This window comes from Burkholderia sp. HMSC10F09 (genome assembly GCF_001806955.1).
GTDB classification, from domain to species: Bacteria; Pseudomonadota; Gammaproteobacteria; order Burkholderiales; family Burkholderiaceae; genus Burkholderia; species Burkholderia multivorans.
Window position 1 is genome coordinate 1 of record NZ_KV786507.1, and the last position, 15,622, is coordinate 15,622.

The window sequence follows — 15,622 nt, forward strand, 5'->3', positions numbered from 1 at the left end:
CGGGATGGGCGTCGCGCTGGCGGTCGAACGTCCGTAACGGGCGAACCGTATCCCGGCGCCGGCCGGCCCAGCAGCGGCCGGCGCCGTGTGAAGTCGGAGGGCGCTTCGGCGGCTCTCGAAACCCAAAAATGGAGTGAGATTTATGTCTCAGCGAATTGCGTACGTAACGGGCGGGATGGGCGGCATCGGCACCAGCATCTGCCAGCGTCTGTCGAAAGACGGCTTCAAGGTGGTCGCAGGCTGCGGCCCGAACTCGCCGCGCCGCGTGAAGTGGCTCGAGGAGCAGAAGGCGCTCGGGTTCGACTTCATCGCGTCGGAAGGCAACGTCGGCGACTGGGACTCCACGAAGGCGGCATTCGACAAGGTCAAGGCCGAAGTCGGCGAAATCGACGTGCTGGTGAACAATGCGGGCATTACGCGCGACGTCGTGTTCCGCAAGATGACGCACGAAGACTGGACTGCCGTCATCGATACCAACCTGACGAGCCTGTTCAACGTGACGAAACAGGTGATCGACGGGATGGTCGAGCGTGGCTGGGGCCGCATCATCAACATTTCGTCGGTGAACGGCCAGAAGGGGCAATTCGGCCAGACCAACTACTCGACCGCAAAGGCCGGCATTCACGGCTTCACGATGGCGCTCGCGCAGGAAGTCGCGACGAAGGGCGTGACCGTCAACACCGTGTCGCCCGGTTATATCGGCACCGACATGGTGAAGGCGATCCGTCCCGACGTGCTCGAGAAGATCGTTGCGACGATTCCGGTGCGCCGTCTCGGCACGCCGGAGGAAATCGGCTCGATCGTCGCGTGGCTCGCGTCGAACGATTCCGGCTTCGCGACGGGCGCCGACTTCTCGCTGAACGGCGGCCTGCACATGGGCTGAACCCGCGGGCCGCGCGGATCGAACAGCGCGCGGCCCCGGGCTTTCCGAAGCGCCCCGCCACCCGGTTCCGGGCGGCGGGGATTCGTCACTTGCGCTACGCTGCACTCAAAGGCGTTACATGACTACTACAAAGAAGACGGCCGAGCGGCTCATCAAGAAATATCCGAACCGCCGGCTTTACGATACCGAGACGAGCACGTACATCACGCTTACCGACGTGAAGCAACTCGTGCTGGACCAGGAGGATTTCAAGGTCGTCGATGCGAAGTCGAACGAAGACCTGACGCGCAGCATCCTGCTGCAGATCATCCTCGAGGAGGAAAGCGGCGGCGTACCGATGTTCTCGTCGTCGATGCTGTCGCAGATCATCCGTTTCTACGGACACGCGATGCAGGGCATGATGGGCACGTACCTGGAAAAGAACATCCAGGCGTTCATCGACATCCAGCACAAGCTCGCGGATCAGTCGAAGAACCTGTACGAAAACAACGCGATGAATCCCGAGATCTGGTCGCAGTTCATGAATATGCAGGCGCCGATGATGCAGGGGATGATGACCAGCTACATCGAGCAGTCGAAGAACATGTTCGTGCAGATGCAGGAGCAGATGCAGAACCAGGCGAAGTCGATGTTCGCGACGTTCCCGTTCAAGCAGCCGGGCGCATCGGAGCCCGAGAAGAAGTAACGCGCGTTCGAGGCTGGCCGGCTAGCCGCGGCGGCGAGCGCCGCCGAACGGCCGGCGCCGCGACGTGCGGCACGTGTGCAGCGTCGGCGCCGCGGCATGCCGTTGTTGGCGGCCGCGTTTTCAGTACGCCGGATCGAGGCCCTGATCGTCGCCCGGCGGCAGGTCGAGCACCAGCTTGACCGCGCTGAAGTTCGCCTTCAGCGAGAACACGCGGCCGATCACGAGAAACGTCTGCGGCGCATGCTCGAGCTCGACGAAATCGCCCGGCTGCGGCAGGTGCGCGCTCTGATCGTACGAAAAGCTCGTGCTGGTTTGCTCGCCGATGGCTTCCGCGGCCTGGTCGGTGAACTCGATCGTGATGTGGGTCGTCATGCGGGATTCCGTCGCTGTTGCGTTGTAGGGATGAAGGCCTCGATTTTCGCATAGCGGCGCAGTGCGGTCGGGCCGTTCGGTTCGCCAATTCGCGCGGTGCACGGGCAGGGCCCGGCGCCGGGCCGCTCCGGCGCGGCAGCGTCCGTCGCCGAAAGGGCCGCATCGCTGCACGCATTCGCGGCCGGTTTTGGCTCGGCGAACCTAAATGGCTGTAAACTCACGGTTTTGCTGCCACGCCCCCACACTCCAGATGTCTCAATCCCCCAAAGTCGGCTTCGTTTCCCTCGGCTGCCCGAAAGCGCTCGTCGACTCAGAACAGATCATCACCCAGCTGCGCGCCGAAGGCTATGAAATCTCCGGCACCTACGACGGCGCCGACCTCGTCGTCGTCAACACGTGCGGCTTCATCGACGAAGCCGTGCAGGAAAGCCTCGACGCGATCGGCGAAGCGCTGACCGAGAACGGCAAGGTGATCGTCACCGGCTGTCTCGGCGCGAAGAAGAGCGCGAGCGGCTCGGGCCTGATCGAGGAAGTGCACCCGAAGGTGCTCGCCGTCACGGGCCCGCATGCGGTGGGCGAAGTGATGCAGGCCGTGCACTCGCACCTGCCGAAGCCGCACGATCCGTTCGTCGATCTCGTGCCGCCGGCCGGCATCAAGCTCACGCCGCGCCACTATGCGTACCTGAAGATTTCCGAAGGCTGCAACCACCGCTGCACGTTCTGCATCATCCCGTCGATGCGCGGCGATCTGGTGTCGCGTCCCGTCGCCGAAGTGATGCTCGAGGCGGAAAACCTGTTCAAGTCGGGTGTGAAGGAACTGCTCGTGATCTCGCAGGACACGAGCGCGTACGGCGTCGACGTCAAATACCGGACGGGCTTCTGGAACGGCAAGCCGATCAAGACGCGCATGACCGATCTCGTCGCCGCGCTCGGCGAACTCGCCGCGCAGTACGGCGCGTGGGTGCGTCTGCATTACGTGTATCCGTATCCGAGCGTCGACGAAGTGATTCCGCTGATGGCCGAGGGTCCGTTCAAGGGCCATGTGCTGCCGTATCTCGACGTGCCGTTCCAGCACGCGCATCCGGAAGTGCTGAAGCGGATGAAGCGTCCGGCGAACGCCGAGAAGGTGCTCGAGCGCGTGCAGAAGTGGCGCGAGATCTGCCCCGATCTGACGATCCGCAGCACGTTCATCGCGGGCTTTCCGGGTGAGACGGAAGAACAGTTCGAAACGCTGCTCGACTTCATCCGCGAGGCGGAACTCGATCGCGTCGGCTGCTTTGCGTATTCGCCGGTCGAAGGCGCGAGCGCGAACGAACTCGACGGCGCGCTGCCGGACGACGTCCGCGAGGAACGTCGCGCGCGCTTCATGGAAGTCGCCGAGGAAGTGTCGGCCCAGCGCATCGCGCGCAAGGTCGGCAAGACGCTCAAGGTGCTGATCGACGAAGTCAGCGACGAAGGCGGTATCGGGCGCACGGCGGCCGATGCGCCGGAGATCGACGGCGTCGTCTATGTCGAGCCGGCGACCAAGGCATCGAAGCGCTACAAGGTCGGCGATTTCGTGTCGGTGAAGATCACCGGTGCGGACGGCCACGACCTGTGGGGCGAGGTGTAAGCGATGAGCGCCGCGTTTCCGGAGATCCTCGCGCTCGGCGAGGCGATGATCGAGTTCAACCAGGCGCAGCCCGGCCGTGCCGAGTTCCTGCAGGGCTTCGGCGGCGACACGTCGAATTTCTGCGTCGCGGCCGCGCGCCAGGGCGCGTCGGCGGGCTTCGTGTCGGCCGTCGGCGACGATCCGTTCGGCCGGCTGCTCGGCGAACTGTGGCGCACCGAAGGCGTCGACACGCGCTTCGTGCGCATCGACCCTGGCGCACCGACGGGCGTGTATTTCGTCACGCACGGTGCGGACGGCCATCGGTTCGATTATCTGCGCGCCGGTTCGGCCGCGAGCCGCTACGCGCCGGCCGACCTGCCGCTCGATGCGCTGGCGGCCGCGAAGGCCGTGCATCTGTCGGGCATTAGTCTTGCCATCAGCACGAGCGCGTGCGATGCCGCATTCGCGGCGATCGATCATGCGCGCGCGCATCGCGCGAAGATCAGCTTCGACACGAATCTGCGTCTGAAGCTGTGGCCGCTGCCGCGCGCGCGTGCGGTGATGCGCGAGGCGTTGCGCCACACCGATATCTGTCTGCCGAGCTGGGACGACGTGACGGCGCTGACCGGCGCGAACGATCGCGATGCGATCGTCGACGCGATGCTCGAACACGGGCCGCAGATCGTTGCGCTGAAGCTCGGCAAGGAAGGCGCCTACGTCGCGACGCCGCACGAGCGGCGCGTGGTGCCGGGTTTCGCGGTCGAGGCCGTCGATGCGACCGGTGCGGGCGACTGCTTCGGCGGCGCATTCGTCGCGCGGATCGTCGCCGGCGACGATCCGTTTGCCGCCGCACGCTATGCGAACGCGGCCGCCGCGCTGTCGACGACGGGCTACGGCGCGGTCGCGCCGATTCCGCACCGCGACGCGGTCGAACGGCTGATGCAGGGCTGACGCGCGATGCCGCGTGCCGCCGCGGCGCTCGCGCGCATGGGAAGCAAGGACTGGAGCAAGGAGCAACACAACGTGGGTCGACATTCGAAATCGCACCGGGCGCTCGTCGTCGCGGGGGCGCTGGCGGCCTGTTTCGCGATGCCGGGCGCGTCGGTCGCGCAGCCGCTGACGCCGGACGCCCGGCAGCAGGACGACACGGCACCCGCGCGGCCGCTGCGGCCGAATCCCGAGTTCGCGCGGCTGCCGCGCTACGAAGGGACGCTCGGCGGACGGCCGATCGTCGTGCATCTGGGGCCGAAGACGGACGAGGAGGGCGTGCACGGCGAATACCAGTTCGCGGACACCGGCGAAGTCATTCTGCTGGCCGGCGACCGCGACGGCGACACGCTCGAAGTCGAGGAATCGAACGACGGCACGAACATCACCGGCGTCTGGATCGGTCGGTTCGACGCGGCGGGCGGCCTGAAGGCCGACCGGATGAACGCGGACGAATCCGATCCGCAGCCGGTCGTGCTGCGCGCGGCGCCCGGCAAGCGCGCGGCATTGCAGGTGCGCGACGGCCGCGTGCAGGAGATCGAAACGGTCGGCAACGTGGTCATGCTGCGCAGCGACGACTGACGTGCGCTGGCTCGGTTGGCGCGCCGCGCATTGTACCGGGCCAAACGCGGCGGTTTTGACTAACCTAGCGACATATCCGCAACCGTAGGCCGCCTGTCCGGCTTCCTTGTCATGACTGAATCCACCTCGAAGCGCGCACTGCAGACCCGTATCGTTCAACCCGACGACGTCATTCCGGAAGGCTTCCGCTCGTTCGTGCCGCCGGTCGCGCGCGCGTCGACGGTCGTGTTTCCCGATCTCGCGACGATGCGCCAGCTCGACTGGCGCAAGGACGGCCAGTGGCGCTACGGGCTGCATGCGACGCCGACGTCGCTCGCGCTCGCGCAGCGGCTCGCCGAGATCGAGGGCGGCACGCACGCGCTGCTGCAGCCGTCGGGGCTCGCGGCGATCATGAACGTGTATTTCGCCGTCGTGAAAGCGGGCGACGACGTGCTGATTCCGCACAACGTGTACGGCCCGAACGCCGATTTCGGAAACTGGCTCGCGAAGGACTTCGGCATTTCCGCGCGCTTCTACGACCCGCTGATCGGTGCCGGCATCGCCGAGCTGATCCAGCCCAACACGCGGCTGATCTGGCTCGAGGCGCCCGGCTCGGTGACGATGGAAGTGCCCGATGTGGGCGCGATCACGGCGGCCGCCCGTGCGCGCGGCGTCGTCACCGCGATCGACAACACGTATTCGGCGGGCCTCGCGTTCAAGCCGTTCGAGCACGGCGTCGACATCTCGGTGCAGGCGCTGACCAAGTATCAGTCCGGCGGCAGCGATCTGCTGATGGGCGCGACGATCACCGCGAACGCCGAACTGCATGCGCAGCTGAAGCTCGCACGCATGCGCTGCGGCGTCGGCGTGTCGGTCGACGACTGCTCGCTCGTGCTGCGCAGCTTGCCGAGCATGCAGCTGCGCTTCGACGCGCACAGCAAGAGCGCGCTGTCGCTCGCGAAGTGGCTGAAGACGCGGCCCGAGATCGCTACCGTGCTGCATCCGCAACTGCCCGACTGTCCGGGCCACGAGTCGTTCGTTCGCGACTTCACGGGCGCGGGCGGGCTGTTCTCGGTGGTGTTCGACGAACGGTACAGCGCCGCACAGGTCGATCGTTTCGTCGAGTCGCTCGCGTTGTTCGCGATCGGCTGGAGCTGGGGCGGCGCATGCAGCCTCGCGGTGCCGTACGACGTCGCGTCGATGCGGCCCGAGTGGCCGCATCGCGGCACGCTGGTGCGCTTCTACATCGGTCTCGAAGATGAAGCCGACCTGCGCGCGGACATCGAACGCGCGCTGCACGCGGCGCTCGGCTGAGCCCCGCGCAGAAGGCTGCGGCAAAAAGAAACGCCGGCGCGAAGCGATTCGCGCCGGCGTTGTCGTTTCTAGTGTCTAGTGTGCGCGGCGTTGCGCGTCAGAACAGCCGCAGCAGCCCGTCGAGGCCGACGTGATCGAACGCGACCTTCGCCGCGTCGCGCACGACCGGCTTCGCGTGGAACGCGACCGACAGCCCGGCCTCCGCCATCATCTTCAGATCGTTCGACCCGTCGCCCATCGCGATCGCGCGGCTCGGCGCGATGCCGAGCGACGCGCAGGTGTCGCGCAGCATGCGCGCCTTGACGTCGGCGTTGACGATTTCGCCGAGCACCTTGCCGGTCAGCTTGCCGTCGACGATCTCCAGCGTGTTCGCATGCGTGTAATCGAGACCGAGCCGCGCCTTCAGCCGTTCGGTGAAGAACGTGAAGCCGCCCGATACGAGCAGCGTCTTCAGGCCGGCTGCCTTCACGCCGGCGAGCATCGTCTCGGCGCCCGGCGACAGCTGCAGCCGTTCTTCGTAGACACGTTCCAGCGCGTGCGCGTCGAGCCCCGCGAGCAGCGCGACGCGCCGCGTGAGGCTTTCGTTGAAGTCGCGGATCTCGCCGCGCATCGACGCTTCCGTGATTGCCGCGACCTGGTCCTTCAGCCCGCAGAAATCGGCGATCTCGTCGATGCATTCGATCGTGATCAGCGTCGAATCCATGTCCATCACGACGAGGCCGAAGTCGCGCAGCGTGCGGCCTGCATCGACGAACGCGAAGTCGAGCGCGTGCGTGCCGCAGTACACGGCAAGGTCGCCGCGCTGTGCGGGATCGGCGCCTTCGACGCGCAGCGCGCAATCGTCGGTCTGGACGATGCGGGTGCCGCGCGACAGCGCGAGCAGCGGTTTGTGGTGCGCGTTCGACAGCGGCGCGACGCTCTGGATGACGAGGTTCTGGCTCATGACGGGATGGTTGGGAAGCGAATCAAACGCGTGCGCGGCCGGCATGCGGCCGCCTGCGGACGCGCGCTCCGGTCGGCTGCCGGGCCGGCGCGCGCGAACGCGACATTGTAGCCGGTCGGCCGCACGCGGCGGCTAGCGGGCGTCGATGCGGTCCCAGTACGGCGGATCGCCGAAATGCTCGGCGAGGAACGCGATGAACGCGAGCGTCTTCAGCGGCACGTGCGCACGACTCGGATAGACGGCCCAGACGGCGATGTCCTCGGCGAACGGATAGTCGTCGAGCACGGTGACGAGCGCGCCGCTCGCGAGCAGCGGGCCGACGTCCCAGGTCGACTTGATCGCGATCCCGAAGCCGTCGACCAGCGCTTCGCGGATCGCCTCGCCGTTACTCGCGACGAGCCGGCCGCCGACGCGCACCGTGAGCGGCCCCTGCGGCGTCGCGAACGACCAGTCGCGCTGGTCGCCGAGGATCACGCACTCGTGCTGCGCGAGATCGGCCGGATGGCGCGGCGTGCCGCGCTCGGCGAGATAGGCGGGCGAGCAGCACAGCACGCGGCGGTTGGTCGCGAGCTTGCGCGCGACGAGCGTCGAGTCCTTCAGTGCGCCGAGACGGATCGCGACGTCGTAGCCTTCGTCGACCAGATCGACGATTTCATCGGACAGCCGCAGGTCGAGCGATACCGACGGATAGCGGCGCAGGAACGCCGGGATCACCGGCGCCACATGCTGGCGGCCGAACGACGACGACATCGACACCTTCAGCCGCCCGTAAGGCTCGGTGCGGCCGCGGCCGACCGATGCGCGCGCGGCGTCGGCAGCCGAGAGCAGCGCTTCGGCGCGCGCCATGAAGATTTCGCCGTCCTGCGTCAGGCTGATCCGGCGCGTGGTGCGGTGCAGCAGCCGCGCGCCGAGCTGGCGTTCGAGCTGCGCGATGCGCGCGCTCGCGACCGCGGCCGACACGCCGAATTCGCGCCCGGCCGCCGTCACGTTTGCGAGCAGTGCGGCGCGCACGAACAGCCCGACGTCGAGCAGATCGAGCGGCTTGTCGGGCGCGGGAATCGGGTCGGCATTCATTGTTCGGAAATTTCTGAAAATGTTTCAGGAAATATAGCGGTTTTTTCTAAGGATCGCGCGGCCTACGATGACGTTCATGGGGCCGCGCCGCGGCCCGCTGCTGACAAGGAGTGTCGACATGAAAGCCGTTGGACTGACCCGTTATTTGCCGATCGACGACCCGCAGGCGTTGCTCGACGTGGAACTGCCGCAGCCCGTGCCCGGTGCGCGCGACGTGCTCGTGAAGGTCGAAGCGATTTCCGTGAACCCGGTCGATACGAAGGTGCGTGCACCGAAGCCGCAGGTCGAGGAGACGCCGCGCGTGCTCGGCTGGGACGCGGCCGGGACGGTCGTCGCGGTCGGTGCCGACGTGACGCTGTTCAAGCCGGGCGACGAGGTGTTCTATGCCGGCAGCATCACGCGGCCCGGTGCGAACAGCGAGTTCCACGCAGTCGACGAGCGGATCGTCGCACTGAAGCCGCGCACGCTCGACTTCGCGGCGTCGGCCGCGCTGCCGCTGACGGCGTTGACCGCCTGGGAAGCGCTGTTCGACCGGCTCAACGTGTCGCCGCAGGGCGCCGACGCCGGCAAGACGGTGCTGATCATCGGCGGCGCGGGCGGCGTCGGTTCGATCGCGATCCAGCTCGCGAAGACGCTCGGCAAGCTGCATGTGATCGCGACCGCGTCGCGGCCTGCGTCGTCCGAATGGGTGCGCTCGCTCGGCGCCGATGAAGTCGTCGATCATTTCGGCGATCTGCCGGCGCAGCTGCGCGACGCGGGACACGCGAACGTCGACTACGTGCTGATCTTCAACGACACGGACCACCATTTCCCGGCGGCTGCCGAAGTCATTCGGCCGCAAGGCGGCATCTGCACGATCGTCGAGAACGCGAAGCCGGTGCCGGTCGAGCTGCTGAAGGCGAAGAGCGCGGCGTTTCACTGGGAATTCATGTTCACGCGCGCGATGTTCGAGACGCCCGACATGATCGAGCAGCACCGCATTCTCAGCGAAGTCGCACGGCTCATCGACGACGGCACGCTGCGCACGACGGTCGGCGAGCATCTCGGCACGATCAATGCGGCCAACGTGCGGCGCGCGCATCAACTGCTCGAAGGCGGCCGCGCGATCGGCAAGCTCGTGCTGAGCGGCTTCTGAGCACGCAGCGTCCCTAAGCGGCGCGATGCCGCGAGCGCAAGCGGGGTAACACCCGATGCGTTCGCAACGCATCGCGCCGCGCTTGGCGGTAGACTGGCAGCGCATCATGCATGCATCGAAAACCGCACGGCACGCGCGTGCCGTCGCAAGACAAGGAGGTCAGCATGAGCCAACGCAGCTTGTCGGTCGCCGCAGCGTGGTCCGTCGCCATCGCGGCGGTGTGCGTGAGCGCGAACGCAGTCGCGGCCCCGCCCGTCAAGGGCAGCCTGAAGGGCGGCGGCACGGGGCAGCTCGAATACACGGTGAAGGTCGACTCGAAGACCTTCGGCAGCATGCAGGAGACGCGCAAGATCCGCTCGGGCGAGACCGACGACTTCAACTGGAAGTCGGTGCCGCCGAGCGGCGCGGTCGCGATGCCGGACGGCTGTCCGAACGCGCAGAACCTGCCGCGCGACGCGAACGGCGCTATGGTGCGGCAGACGCAGGTGCGGCTCGCGCCGTCGGTCGACGCGAAGGGCATCGCCAACGTACAGATGAGCTTTCAGGCGGCCGCGCCGAAGGGCACGCGCAGCGTGACGGCCGGCGGCAAGTCGCTGCAATGCCCGGACGTCGTCGCGGTGAGCCAGGTGAAGTGGGTGTCGCTTTCGACGAACGGCGGCTCGAAATCCATCACGATGAACGACGGCACGAAAGTGACCGTGTCGATCAAGCGCTGAGCCGGCGCGCGGCCGGCATCGTCCGGTGCGCGCGCAACGAGTGGGCGGCCCGCGTTCGTACGGGTGGCGCCAGGCCGTATCTGCAGCCGAAGGCCATCGATACCAGCGCCGCGCCCGCTCGCTGCGGCTTCGCTTCACGCCGTTTCGCGCTGCGTCGATCCGCTGCGGCGCTCCATGGTTCGCGCGCCGCGTGACGCGATGCCGATGTCGCGCTATGCTCGCCGGCATCGTCCCTCTCTGCCAACGACCCTCCGATGAAACATCGAATGCGCGTGCTGCTGTCGGCCGTAGCGTTCGTCGCGGCCCATCATGCGCAGGCCGCCGACGACTGCAGCTTCGTGAAGAAAGTCGCGCTGCCGGCGCGGCAGCAGGCGATCGTTGTATCGAGCGGCGCGCTCGAGCCGTGCTCGACCGGCAGCTATGCGGTACGCGTCTATTCGACCGCGAACACGGCGCCCGGCTTCGATACCGACGACTACGTGACCGGCGCGCTGCATCCGCGCGACGGCACCGTCACCGATGCGTTCGTCGCCGATCTCGGCGCGCGTGCGCCGCATGCGCTGATCGTGACGACGCGTTCGGCCGGCAGCGGCGGCTACGTCGGCGCCCAGGCCTATCTGACGACGTCGCGCGCCGTGACGCTCGTCGCGTCGGTCGACGGGCTCGCGCCCGATGCCGATGTCGCGGCGGCGCTGCGTCGCGCGCTCGGCGCACGTCGCGGCACGCACTGAGCGCAGCCGACGCGCGCACGACGTGCTTACGACGTGCGCTCTTCGAGCCGCGACGCGAGAAAGCGGTGATCGGCCGAGAACAGCCGGCGATACGTGAGCAGCACGGCGCCGACGGTACCGAGCGCGGACGCCGCCGCGATCAGGAACATGATCACGATCTGATAGCGCACCGCCTGCAGCGGCGACTGGCCGGCGAGCACCTGGCCCGTCATCATGCCCGGCAGGCTCACGACGCCGACCACGGCCATCTGGTTCAGCGTCGGCAGCATCCCCGCGCGCACGGCCTGACGCGCGGCGTCCTGCGCGGCTTCCCAGCGCGTCGCGCCGAGCGCGAGCGCCGTTTCGACGCGATCGCGGCGCGCCGTCAGCTCCTCCATCATCCGCTCGACGCCGAGTGCGACGCCCGTCAGCGTGTTGCCGAGGATCATCCCGAGTATCGGGACCATATATTGCGGCGCGTACCACGGATGCACGCGAATCACGACGAACAGCCCGATCGCCGCGACGAGCCAGCTGCTGAACCAGATCGACGCGATGCTGTCGATGCGCTGCCCGCGGTACGTGCGCTTGCTGCGCCCGGCCCCTGCGAATCCGGCCACGGCCGTCATCAGCGCGGTGAGCGGCAGCACGACGTACCAGTGCGGATGGCCGAATACCCAGCCGAGCACGTAGCCGATCGCGAGCAGTTGCACGACGGTGCGCACGGCGGCGAGCGCCAGCTTGCGGCCGAGGCCGAGCGACAGCGCCGCCGAAATCGCGCCGTTCACGGCGACGAGCGCCGCCGCGATGCCGACGTCGACGAGGCTCAGATCCTGCAGGGCGGGGCTCATTGCGCGGCCTCCGGTGCGTCGGCGGCGCGCAGCACGCCGGCCTGCATGCGCAGTTGCGCGGTCGCGATCCGCGCTGCCTGCGCCGGATCGTGCGAGATCCACATGTAGGCGCGCGCATCGGGCGCGGCGTCGAACCATGCGCCGACCAGCGCCTCGATCGCGCGCGTCGAGTCCGGGTCGAGCGCGGAGGTCGGTTCGTCGAGCAGCAGCACGTCGGGGTCGAGCTGCAGCACGCGCAGCAATGCCGCGATCTGCGCTTCGCCGCCCGACAGCTCGCTCGCGCGCTTCGCGAGGAAGTCGGCGCCGCGGCCCGCACGCGCGGCCAGCGCTTGCACGCGTGCGCGATCGAACGCGACGTCGTGGTAGATCGCGAGCGAATACGGATAGCGCAGTTGCGATTCGACGGTGCCGTCCATCGGCGCGGGCCGCTGGCGTACGTACGCGACGCTGCGCCGATAGCGCGGAATCGCGCTGCGCCGGATGCGCGCGCCGCGCCACAGGATCTGGCCGCCATCGAGCGGGTCGAGCAGCGCGAGCGCGCGCAGCAGCACGCTCTTGCCCGAGCCCGACGGGCCGGTGAGGGCCATTCTCGCGCCGGCGGCGAGACTGAAGTCGGTCGGCTCGAGCAGCGTCTTGCCGGAGGCTGCGTCGCGACGTGTGATCTGGTGCGCGTCGATGAGGCCGGTGGGGGCGGTCATGTCGTAAATGAAAAAAAGCGTTAATGGCGCCGAGGTCGTGCGACGGCGTGCGCCATAATACCTATTGCAAATTCCGCGCGGGTGCGCGCGCCGTTCGCGGTGCGGCACGGCGCGACGCCTGCGCAGAACAACAACGGAACAGCCATGACGCTTACCCGAGTCATCGGAAAGACGGCTGCATGGATCGTCGGCATCGTCGCGATCTTGATCGCGGCCACCGTCGTCTTCATCGTCACCTTCGACTGGAACCGCGCGAAGCCGTGGATCAACGAGCACGTCAGCGACGCGCTCGGCCGCCCGTTCGCGATCAACGGCGATATCAAGGTCGACTGGCGTCGGCCCGACGGCGAAACCGGCTGGCGCGCATGGGTGCCGTGGCCGAGCTTCTCCGCGACGCAGATCGAGATCGGAAACCCGGACTGGGCCAAGTCGCCGCGATTCGCGACGCTCGACGCCGCGCATTTCGATCTTGCGCTCCTGCCGCTGCTCGCCCATCGGATCGTCATTCCGTCGATCGACGTCGTCAATCCCGCGATCGATCTCGAACGGCTCGCGGATGGCCGCAACACCTGGACTTTTCAGTTCAAGCAATCGTCGCAGCCGTCGCGCTGGGACGTGCGGCTCGACAACTTCGGATTCGCGAAGGGCACCGTCACGTATCGCGACGCGATCACGAAGGCCGATCTGACAATCGCGATCGATACGCTCGGGCAGCCGATTCCGCTCGGCGACGTGCTCAAGGAGCAGGAGCGCACGTCGCGCGCGGCGTCCGCGCAGCGCGTCGGCAAGCGCGGCGCCGCGCAGCTCGGCGCACGAGCCGATGCGCAGGTCGCGTCCGAGGCGTCTGCGGCGTCCGCGCCGGAAGCCGCGAGCGGTGCGTCGGCGACGGTTGCATCTTCAACGTCGGCGGCCTCGGCGGCTTCGGCATCGGGTGCGTTCGCCACGGCGCCCGCGTCCGGCGCGAGCGGTGCGGCCGCGCCTGCGCGACCGACCGGCCCGACTTACGCGTTCGGGCTGAAGGTCGACGGCCGCTACAGGAACGTGCCGATCAGCGGCACCGGCAAGATCGGCGGCGTGCTCGCGGTACAGGACGCGACGCGGCCGTTTCCGCTGCAGGCCGACGTGAAGGCCGGCGACACCCGGCTCGCGATCGTCGGCACGCTGACCGATCCGATGCATCTCGCGGCGCTCGACCTGCGGCTGTGGCTGCAGGGCACGTCGATGTCGCATCTGTATCCGCTCACCGGCATCACGCTGCCCGACACGCCGCCGTATGCGACCGAAGGGCGGCTGATCGGCAACTTCAAGCGCAACGCGAGCACGTTCCGCTACGAACACTTCAACGGCCGCGTCGGCGGCAGCGATCTCGGCGGCACGCTCACGTACGCGCAGCGCGACCCGCGTCCGAAGCTGTCCGGCGAGCTCGTGTCGAACCTGCTGCAGTTCTCCGATCTCGCGCCGGTGATCGGCGCCGATACGGCCGCGAGCAAGGCGCAGCGCGGCGATACGACGCGCCAGCCGCCGGGACGCGTGCTGCCGGTCGAGACGTTCCGCACCGATCGCTGGCGCGCGCTCGACGCCGACGTGAAGTTCACCGGCCGCAAGCTGATCAAGAGCGCGAAGCTGCCGATCACGAATCTCTATACGCATATCGTGCTGACCGACGGCGTGCTGTCGCTGCAGCCGCTGCAGTTCGGCGTCGCGGGCGGCACGCTGGCGACCACCGCGCACCTCGACGGCAGCAGTACGCCGCTGAAGGGGCGCTTCACGGTCGCGGCACGGCATCTGAAGCTCAGGCAGCTGTTCCCGACGCAGCAGGTGATGCAGTCGGCGCTCGGCGAAATCAACGGCGACGCGTCGCTGTCGGCGCGCGGCAATTCGCCGGCCGCGCTCGCGGCCACCTCGACCGGCGAGGTGAAGGCGCTCGTGACGGACGGCCGCATCAGCCGGCTGCTGATGGAGGCGGCCGGGCTGAACGTCGCGAACGTCGTCTACGAAAAGCTGTTCGGCAATCGCGACGTGAAGATCAACTGCGCGGCGATCGATTTCGTCGCGACCGACGGGATGCTCGATCCGAAGGTGTTCGCGCTCGATACCGACGACGCGCTGATCAACGTCGACGGCAGGATCAACCTGCGCGACGAATCGCTCGACCTGAAGATCCATCCGCACACGAAGGGCTTCCGGATCTTCTCGCTGCGCTCGCCGCTGTATGCGAAGGGGACGTTCAAGAATCCGAACGTCGGCGTCGACGCGGGCGCGCTCGCGCTGCGCGCGGGCGCAATGGTCGGCCTCGGGCTCCTCAATCCGTTCGCGGCGCTGATTCCGCTGATCGCGCCGAGCAACAACAAGGACGTGCCGTGCTCGCAATTGTTCGCGCAGATGAAGGCGCCGGCGAAGGGGGCAGCGAAGGCGTCCAAATGAGGCGGCCGGCGGGCGGCATCGCCCGCCGCGCGCGGCGCTCTTGGCGGGGACGGAACGGTGCCGTCTGCAGTTTCTTCGACACCTGCTAAAATACACGGTTTTCCGTCGATTTCTCTCTTAACGGGACCTGCCGTGCTTTCTACTGCCAACATCACGATGCAATTCGGGCCGAAGCCCTTGTTCGAGAATATCTCGGTCAAATTCGGCGAGGGCAACCGCTATGGTCTGATCGGCGCGAACGGCTGCGGCAAGTCGACGTTCATGAAGATTCTGGGCGGCGATCTCGAGCCGAGCGGCGGCAACGTCGCGCTCGAGCCGAACGTGCGTCTCGGCAAGCTGCGCCAGGATCAGTTCGCGTACGAAGACGTGCGCGTGCTCGACGTCGTGATGATGGGCCACACCGAGATGTGGGCCGCGATGACCGAGCGCGATGCGATCTACGCGAACCCGGACGCGACCGACGACGACTACATGCACGCAGCCGAACTCGAAGGCAAGTTCGCCGAATACGGCGGCTACGACGCCGAGGCGCGCGCGGGCGCGCTGCTGCTCGGCATCGGCATCGAGGAGAAGTTCCACAACGGTCCGATGCGCGACGTCGCGCCGGGCTGGAAGCTGCGCGTGCTGCTCGCGCAGGCGCTGTTCTCGAAGCCGGACGTGCTGCTGCTCGACGAACCG

General features: G+C 67.7%; 16 protein-coding genes. 11 read left to right on the forward strand and 5 right to left on the reverse strand.

The genetic code is table 11. The features are described from left to right. Positions 1 to 142: 142 nt before the first annotated feature. Complete coding sequence (locus HMPREF3115_RS01680; protein WP_006399947.1) at positions 143 to 883, forward strand: 3-ketoacyl-ACP reductase; 741 nt, start codon at positions 143 to 145, stop codon at positions 881 to 883. Between the two features lie 118 nt (positions 884 to 1,001). Next, entirely contained in the window at positions 1,002 to 1,568 is a 567-nt protein-coding gene (gene phaR, locus HMPREF3115_RS01685; protein WP_006399948.1) for a polyhydroxyalkanoate synthesis repressor PhaR, read from the forward strand. 120 nt (positions 1,569 to 1,688) lie between these two features. Here phaR and HMPREF3115_RS01690 read toward each other — a convergent pair whose 3' ends face one another. Continuing rightward, positions 1,689 to 1,940, reverse strand: coding sequence for a hypothetical protein (locus HMPREF3115_RS01690; RefSeq protein WP_006404725.1), 252 nt, complete (start codon positions 1,938 to 1,940; stop codon positions 1,689 to 1,691). Positions 1,941 to 2,190: 250 nt separating this feature from the next. Here HMPREF3115_RS01690 and rimO point away from each other — a divergent pair, with 250 nt between their 5' ends. The 4 genes from rimO (at position 2,191) to HMPREF3115_RS01710 (ending at position 6,393) form a co-directional block, all read left to right on the forward strand. After that, positions 2,191 to 3,552 carry a 30S ribosomal protein S12 methylthiotransferase RimO gene (rimO, locus tag HMPREF3115_RS01695; protein WP_006404726.1) on the forward strand — a complete coding sequence of 454 codons (1,362 nt, stop codon included), beginning with the start codon at positions 2,191 to 2,193 and terminating at the stop codon, positions 3,550 to 3,552. Between the two features lie 3 nt (positions 3,553 to 3,555). Next, positions 3,556 to 4,482 carry a sugar kinase gene (locus HMPREF3115_RS01700; RefSeq protein WP_006404727.1) on the forward strand — a complete coding sequence of 309 codons (927 nt, stop codon included), beginning with the start codon at positions 3,556 to 3,558 and terminating at the stop codon, positions 4,480 to 4,482. A 72-nt stretch (positions 4,483 to 4,554) separates the two neighbouring features. Further along, positions 4,555 to 5,100, forward strand: coding sequence for a hypothetical protein (locus HMPREF3115_RS01705; RefSeq protein WP_039222290.1), 546 nt, complete (start codon positions 4,555 to 4,557; stop codon positions 5,098 to 5,100). A 111-nt stretch (positions 5,101 to 5,211) separates the two neighbouring features. After that, positions 5,212 to 6,393: a cystathionine beta-lyase gene (locus tag HMPREF3115_RS01710; RefSeq protein ID WP_006404729.1), complete on the forward strand. Its 1,182-nt coding sequence runs from the start codon at positions 5,212 to 5,214 to the stop codon at positions 6,391 to 6,393. A gap of 97 nt (positions 6,394 to 6,490) precedes the next feature. On the opposite strand, the gene serB is transcribed toward HMPREF3115_RS01710, so the two are convergent. Further along, positions 6,491 to 7,336: a phosphoserine phosphatase SerB gene (gene serB, locus HMPREF3115_RS01715; RefSeq protein ID WP_070553295.1), complete on the reverse strand. Its 846-nt coding sequence runs from the start codon at positions 7,334 to 7,336 to the stop codon at positions 6,491 to 6,493. A gap of 132 nt (positions 7,337 to 7,468) precedes the next feature. Next, entirely contained in the window at positions 7,469 to 8,410 is a 942-nt protein-coding gene (locus HMPREF3115_RS01720; RefSeq protein ID WP_065494759.1) for a LysR family transcriptional regulator, read from the reverse strand. A gap of 118 nt (positions 8,411 to 8,528) precedes the next feature. Between HMPREF3115_RS01720 and HMPREF3115_RS01725 the strand changes: the two genes are divergently transcribed. The 3 genes from HMPREF3115_RS01725 to HMPREF3115_RS01735 all read left to right on the forward strand — a co-directional run bounded on the left by HMPREF3115_RS01725 (position 8,529) and on the right by HMPREF3115_RS01735 (position 10,992). Continuing rightward, positions 8,529 to 9,545, forward strand: a complete 1,017-nt coding sequence (locus HMPREF3115_RS01725; RefSeq protein ID WP_069220698.1) for a zinc-binding alcohol dehydrogenase family protein — start codon at positions 8,529 to 8,531, stop codon at positions 9,543 to 9,545. Between the two features lie 164 nt (positions 9,546 to 9,709). Continuing rightward, the gene (locus HMPREF3115_RS01730; protein ID WP_035488340.1) at positions 9,710 to 10,261 is read left to right on the forward strand and encodes a DUF6013 family protein; all 552 of its coding nucleotides are present in this window, start codon (positions 9,710 to 9,712) and stop codon (positions 10,259 to 10,261) included. A gap of 254 nt (positions 10,262 to 10,515) precedes the next feature. Continuing rightward, positions 10,516 to 10,992 carry a PliI family lysozyme inhibitor of I-type lysozyme gene (locus HMPREF3115_RS01735; protein ID WP_070553296.1) on the forward strand — a complete coding sequence of 159 codons (477 nt, stop codon included), beginning with the start codon at positions 10,516 to 10,518 and terminating at the stop codon, positions 10,990 to 10,992. A 26-nt stretch (positions 10,993 to 11,018) separates the two neighbouring features. On the opposite strand, the gene fetB is transcribed toward HMPREF3115_RS01735, so the two are convergent. Together fetB and HMPREF3115_RS01745 are read right to left on the reverse strand one after the other, a co-directional pair. Then, positions 11,019 to 11,822: an ABC transporter permease gene (fetB, locus tag HMPREF3115_RS01740; protein ID WP_006404735.1), complete on the reverse strand. Its 804-nt coding sequence runs from the start codon at positions 11,820 to 11,822 to the stop codon at positions 11,019 to 11,021. Further along, positions 11,819 to 12,520: an ABC transporter ATP-binding protein gene (locus tag HMPREF3115_RS01745; RefSeq protein ID WP_006404736.1), complete on the reverse strand. Its 702-nt coding sequence runs from the start codon at positions 12,518 to 12,520 to the stop codon at positions 11,819 to 11,821. The genes fetB and HMPREF3115_RS01745 overlap by 4 nt, the downstream gene beginning before the upstream one ends. A 144-nt stretch (positions 12,521 to 12,664) precedes the next feature. Between HMPREF3115_RS01745 and HMPREF3115_RS01750 the strand changes: the two genes are divergently transcribed. After that, the gene (locus HMPREF3115_RS01750) at positions 12,665 to 14,944 is read left to right on the forward strand and encodes an AsmA family protein (RefSeq protein ID WP_070553304.1); all 2,280 of its coding nucleotides are present in this window, start codon (positions 12,665 to 12,667) and stop codon (positions 14,942 to 14,944) included. A 132-nt stretch (positions 14,945 to 15,076) separates the two neighbouring features. After that, a partial coding sequence (locus HMPREF3115_RS32120) for an ATP-binding cassette domain-containing protein (RefSeq protein WP_371089347.1) occupies positions 15,077 to 15,622 on the forward strand: 546 nt, incomplete at its 3' end.

Excerpts from the sequence above, each read along its gene's own strand:
- HMPREF3115_RS01710 (WP_006404729.1), top strand. The coding sequence starts at position 5,212 with ATGACTGAATCCACCTCGAAGCGCGCACTGCAGACCCGTATCGTTCAA.
- HMPREF3115_RS01745 (WP_006404736.1), bottom strand. The coding sequence starts at position 12,520 with ATGACCGCCCCCACCGGCCTCATCGACGCGCACCAGATCACACGTCGC.
- HMPREF3115_RS01730 (WP_035488340.1), top strand. The coding sequence starts at position 9,710 with ATGAGCCAACGCAGCTTGTCGGTCGCCGCAGCGTGGTCCGTCGCCATC.
- HMPREF3115_RS01700 (WP_006404727.1), top strand. The coding sequence starts at position 3,556 with ATGAGCGCCGCGTTTCCGGAGATCCTCGCGCTCGGCGAGGCGATGATC.
- HMPREF3115_RS01690 (WP_006404725.1), bottom strand. The coding sequence starts at position 1,940 with ATGACGACCCACATCACGATCGAGTTCACCGACCAGGCCGCGGAAGCC.
- HMPREF3115_RS01725 (WP_069220698.1), top strand. The coding sequence starts at position 8,529 with ATGAAAGCCGTTGGACTGACCCGTTATTTGCCGATCGACGACCCGCAG.
- HMPREF3115_RS01680 (WP_006399947.1), top strand. The coding sequence starts at position 143 with ATGTCTCAGCGAATTGCGTACGTAACGGGCGGGATGGGCGGCATCGGC.
- rimO (WP_006404726.1), top strand. The coding sequence starts at position 2,191 with ATGTCTCAATCCCCCAAAGTCGGCTTCGTTTCCCTCGGCTGCCCGAAA.
- HMPREF3115_RS01750 (WP_070553304.1), top strand. The coding sequence starts at position 12,665 with ATGACGCTTACCCGAGTCATCGGAAAGACGGCTGCATGGATCGTCGGC.
- HMPREF3115_RS01720 (WP_065494759.1), bottom strand. The coding sequence starts at position 8,410 with ATGAATGCCGACCCGATTCCCGCGCCCGACAAGCCGCTCGATCTGCTC.
- serB (WP_070553295.1), bottom strand. The coding sequence starts at position 7,336 with ATGAGCCAGAACCTCGTCATCCAGAGCGTCGCGCCGCTGTCGAACGCG.
- HMPREF3115_RS01735 (WP_070553296.1), top strand. The coding sequence starts at position 10,516 with ATGAAACATCGAATGCGCGTGCTGCTGTCGGCCGTAGCGTTCGTCGCG.
- fetB (WP_006404735.1), bottom strand. The coding sequence starts at position 11,822 with ATGAGCCCCGCCCTGCAGGATCTGAGCCTCGTCGACGTCGGCATCGCG.
- phaR (WP_006399948.1), top strand. The coding sequence starts at position 1,002 with ATGACTACTACAAAGAAGACGGCCGAGCGGCTCATCAAGAAATATCCG.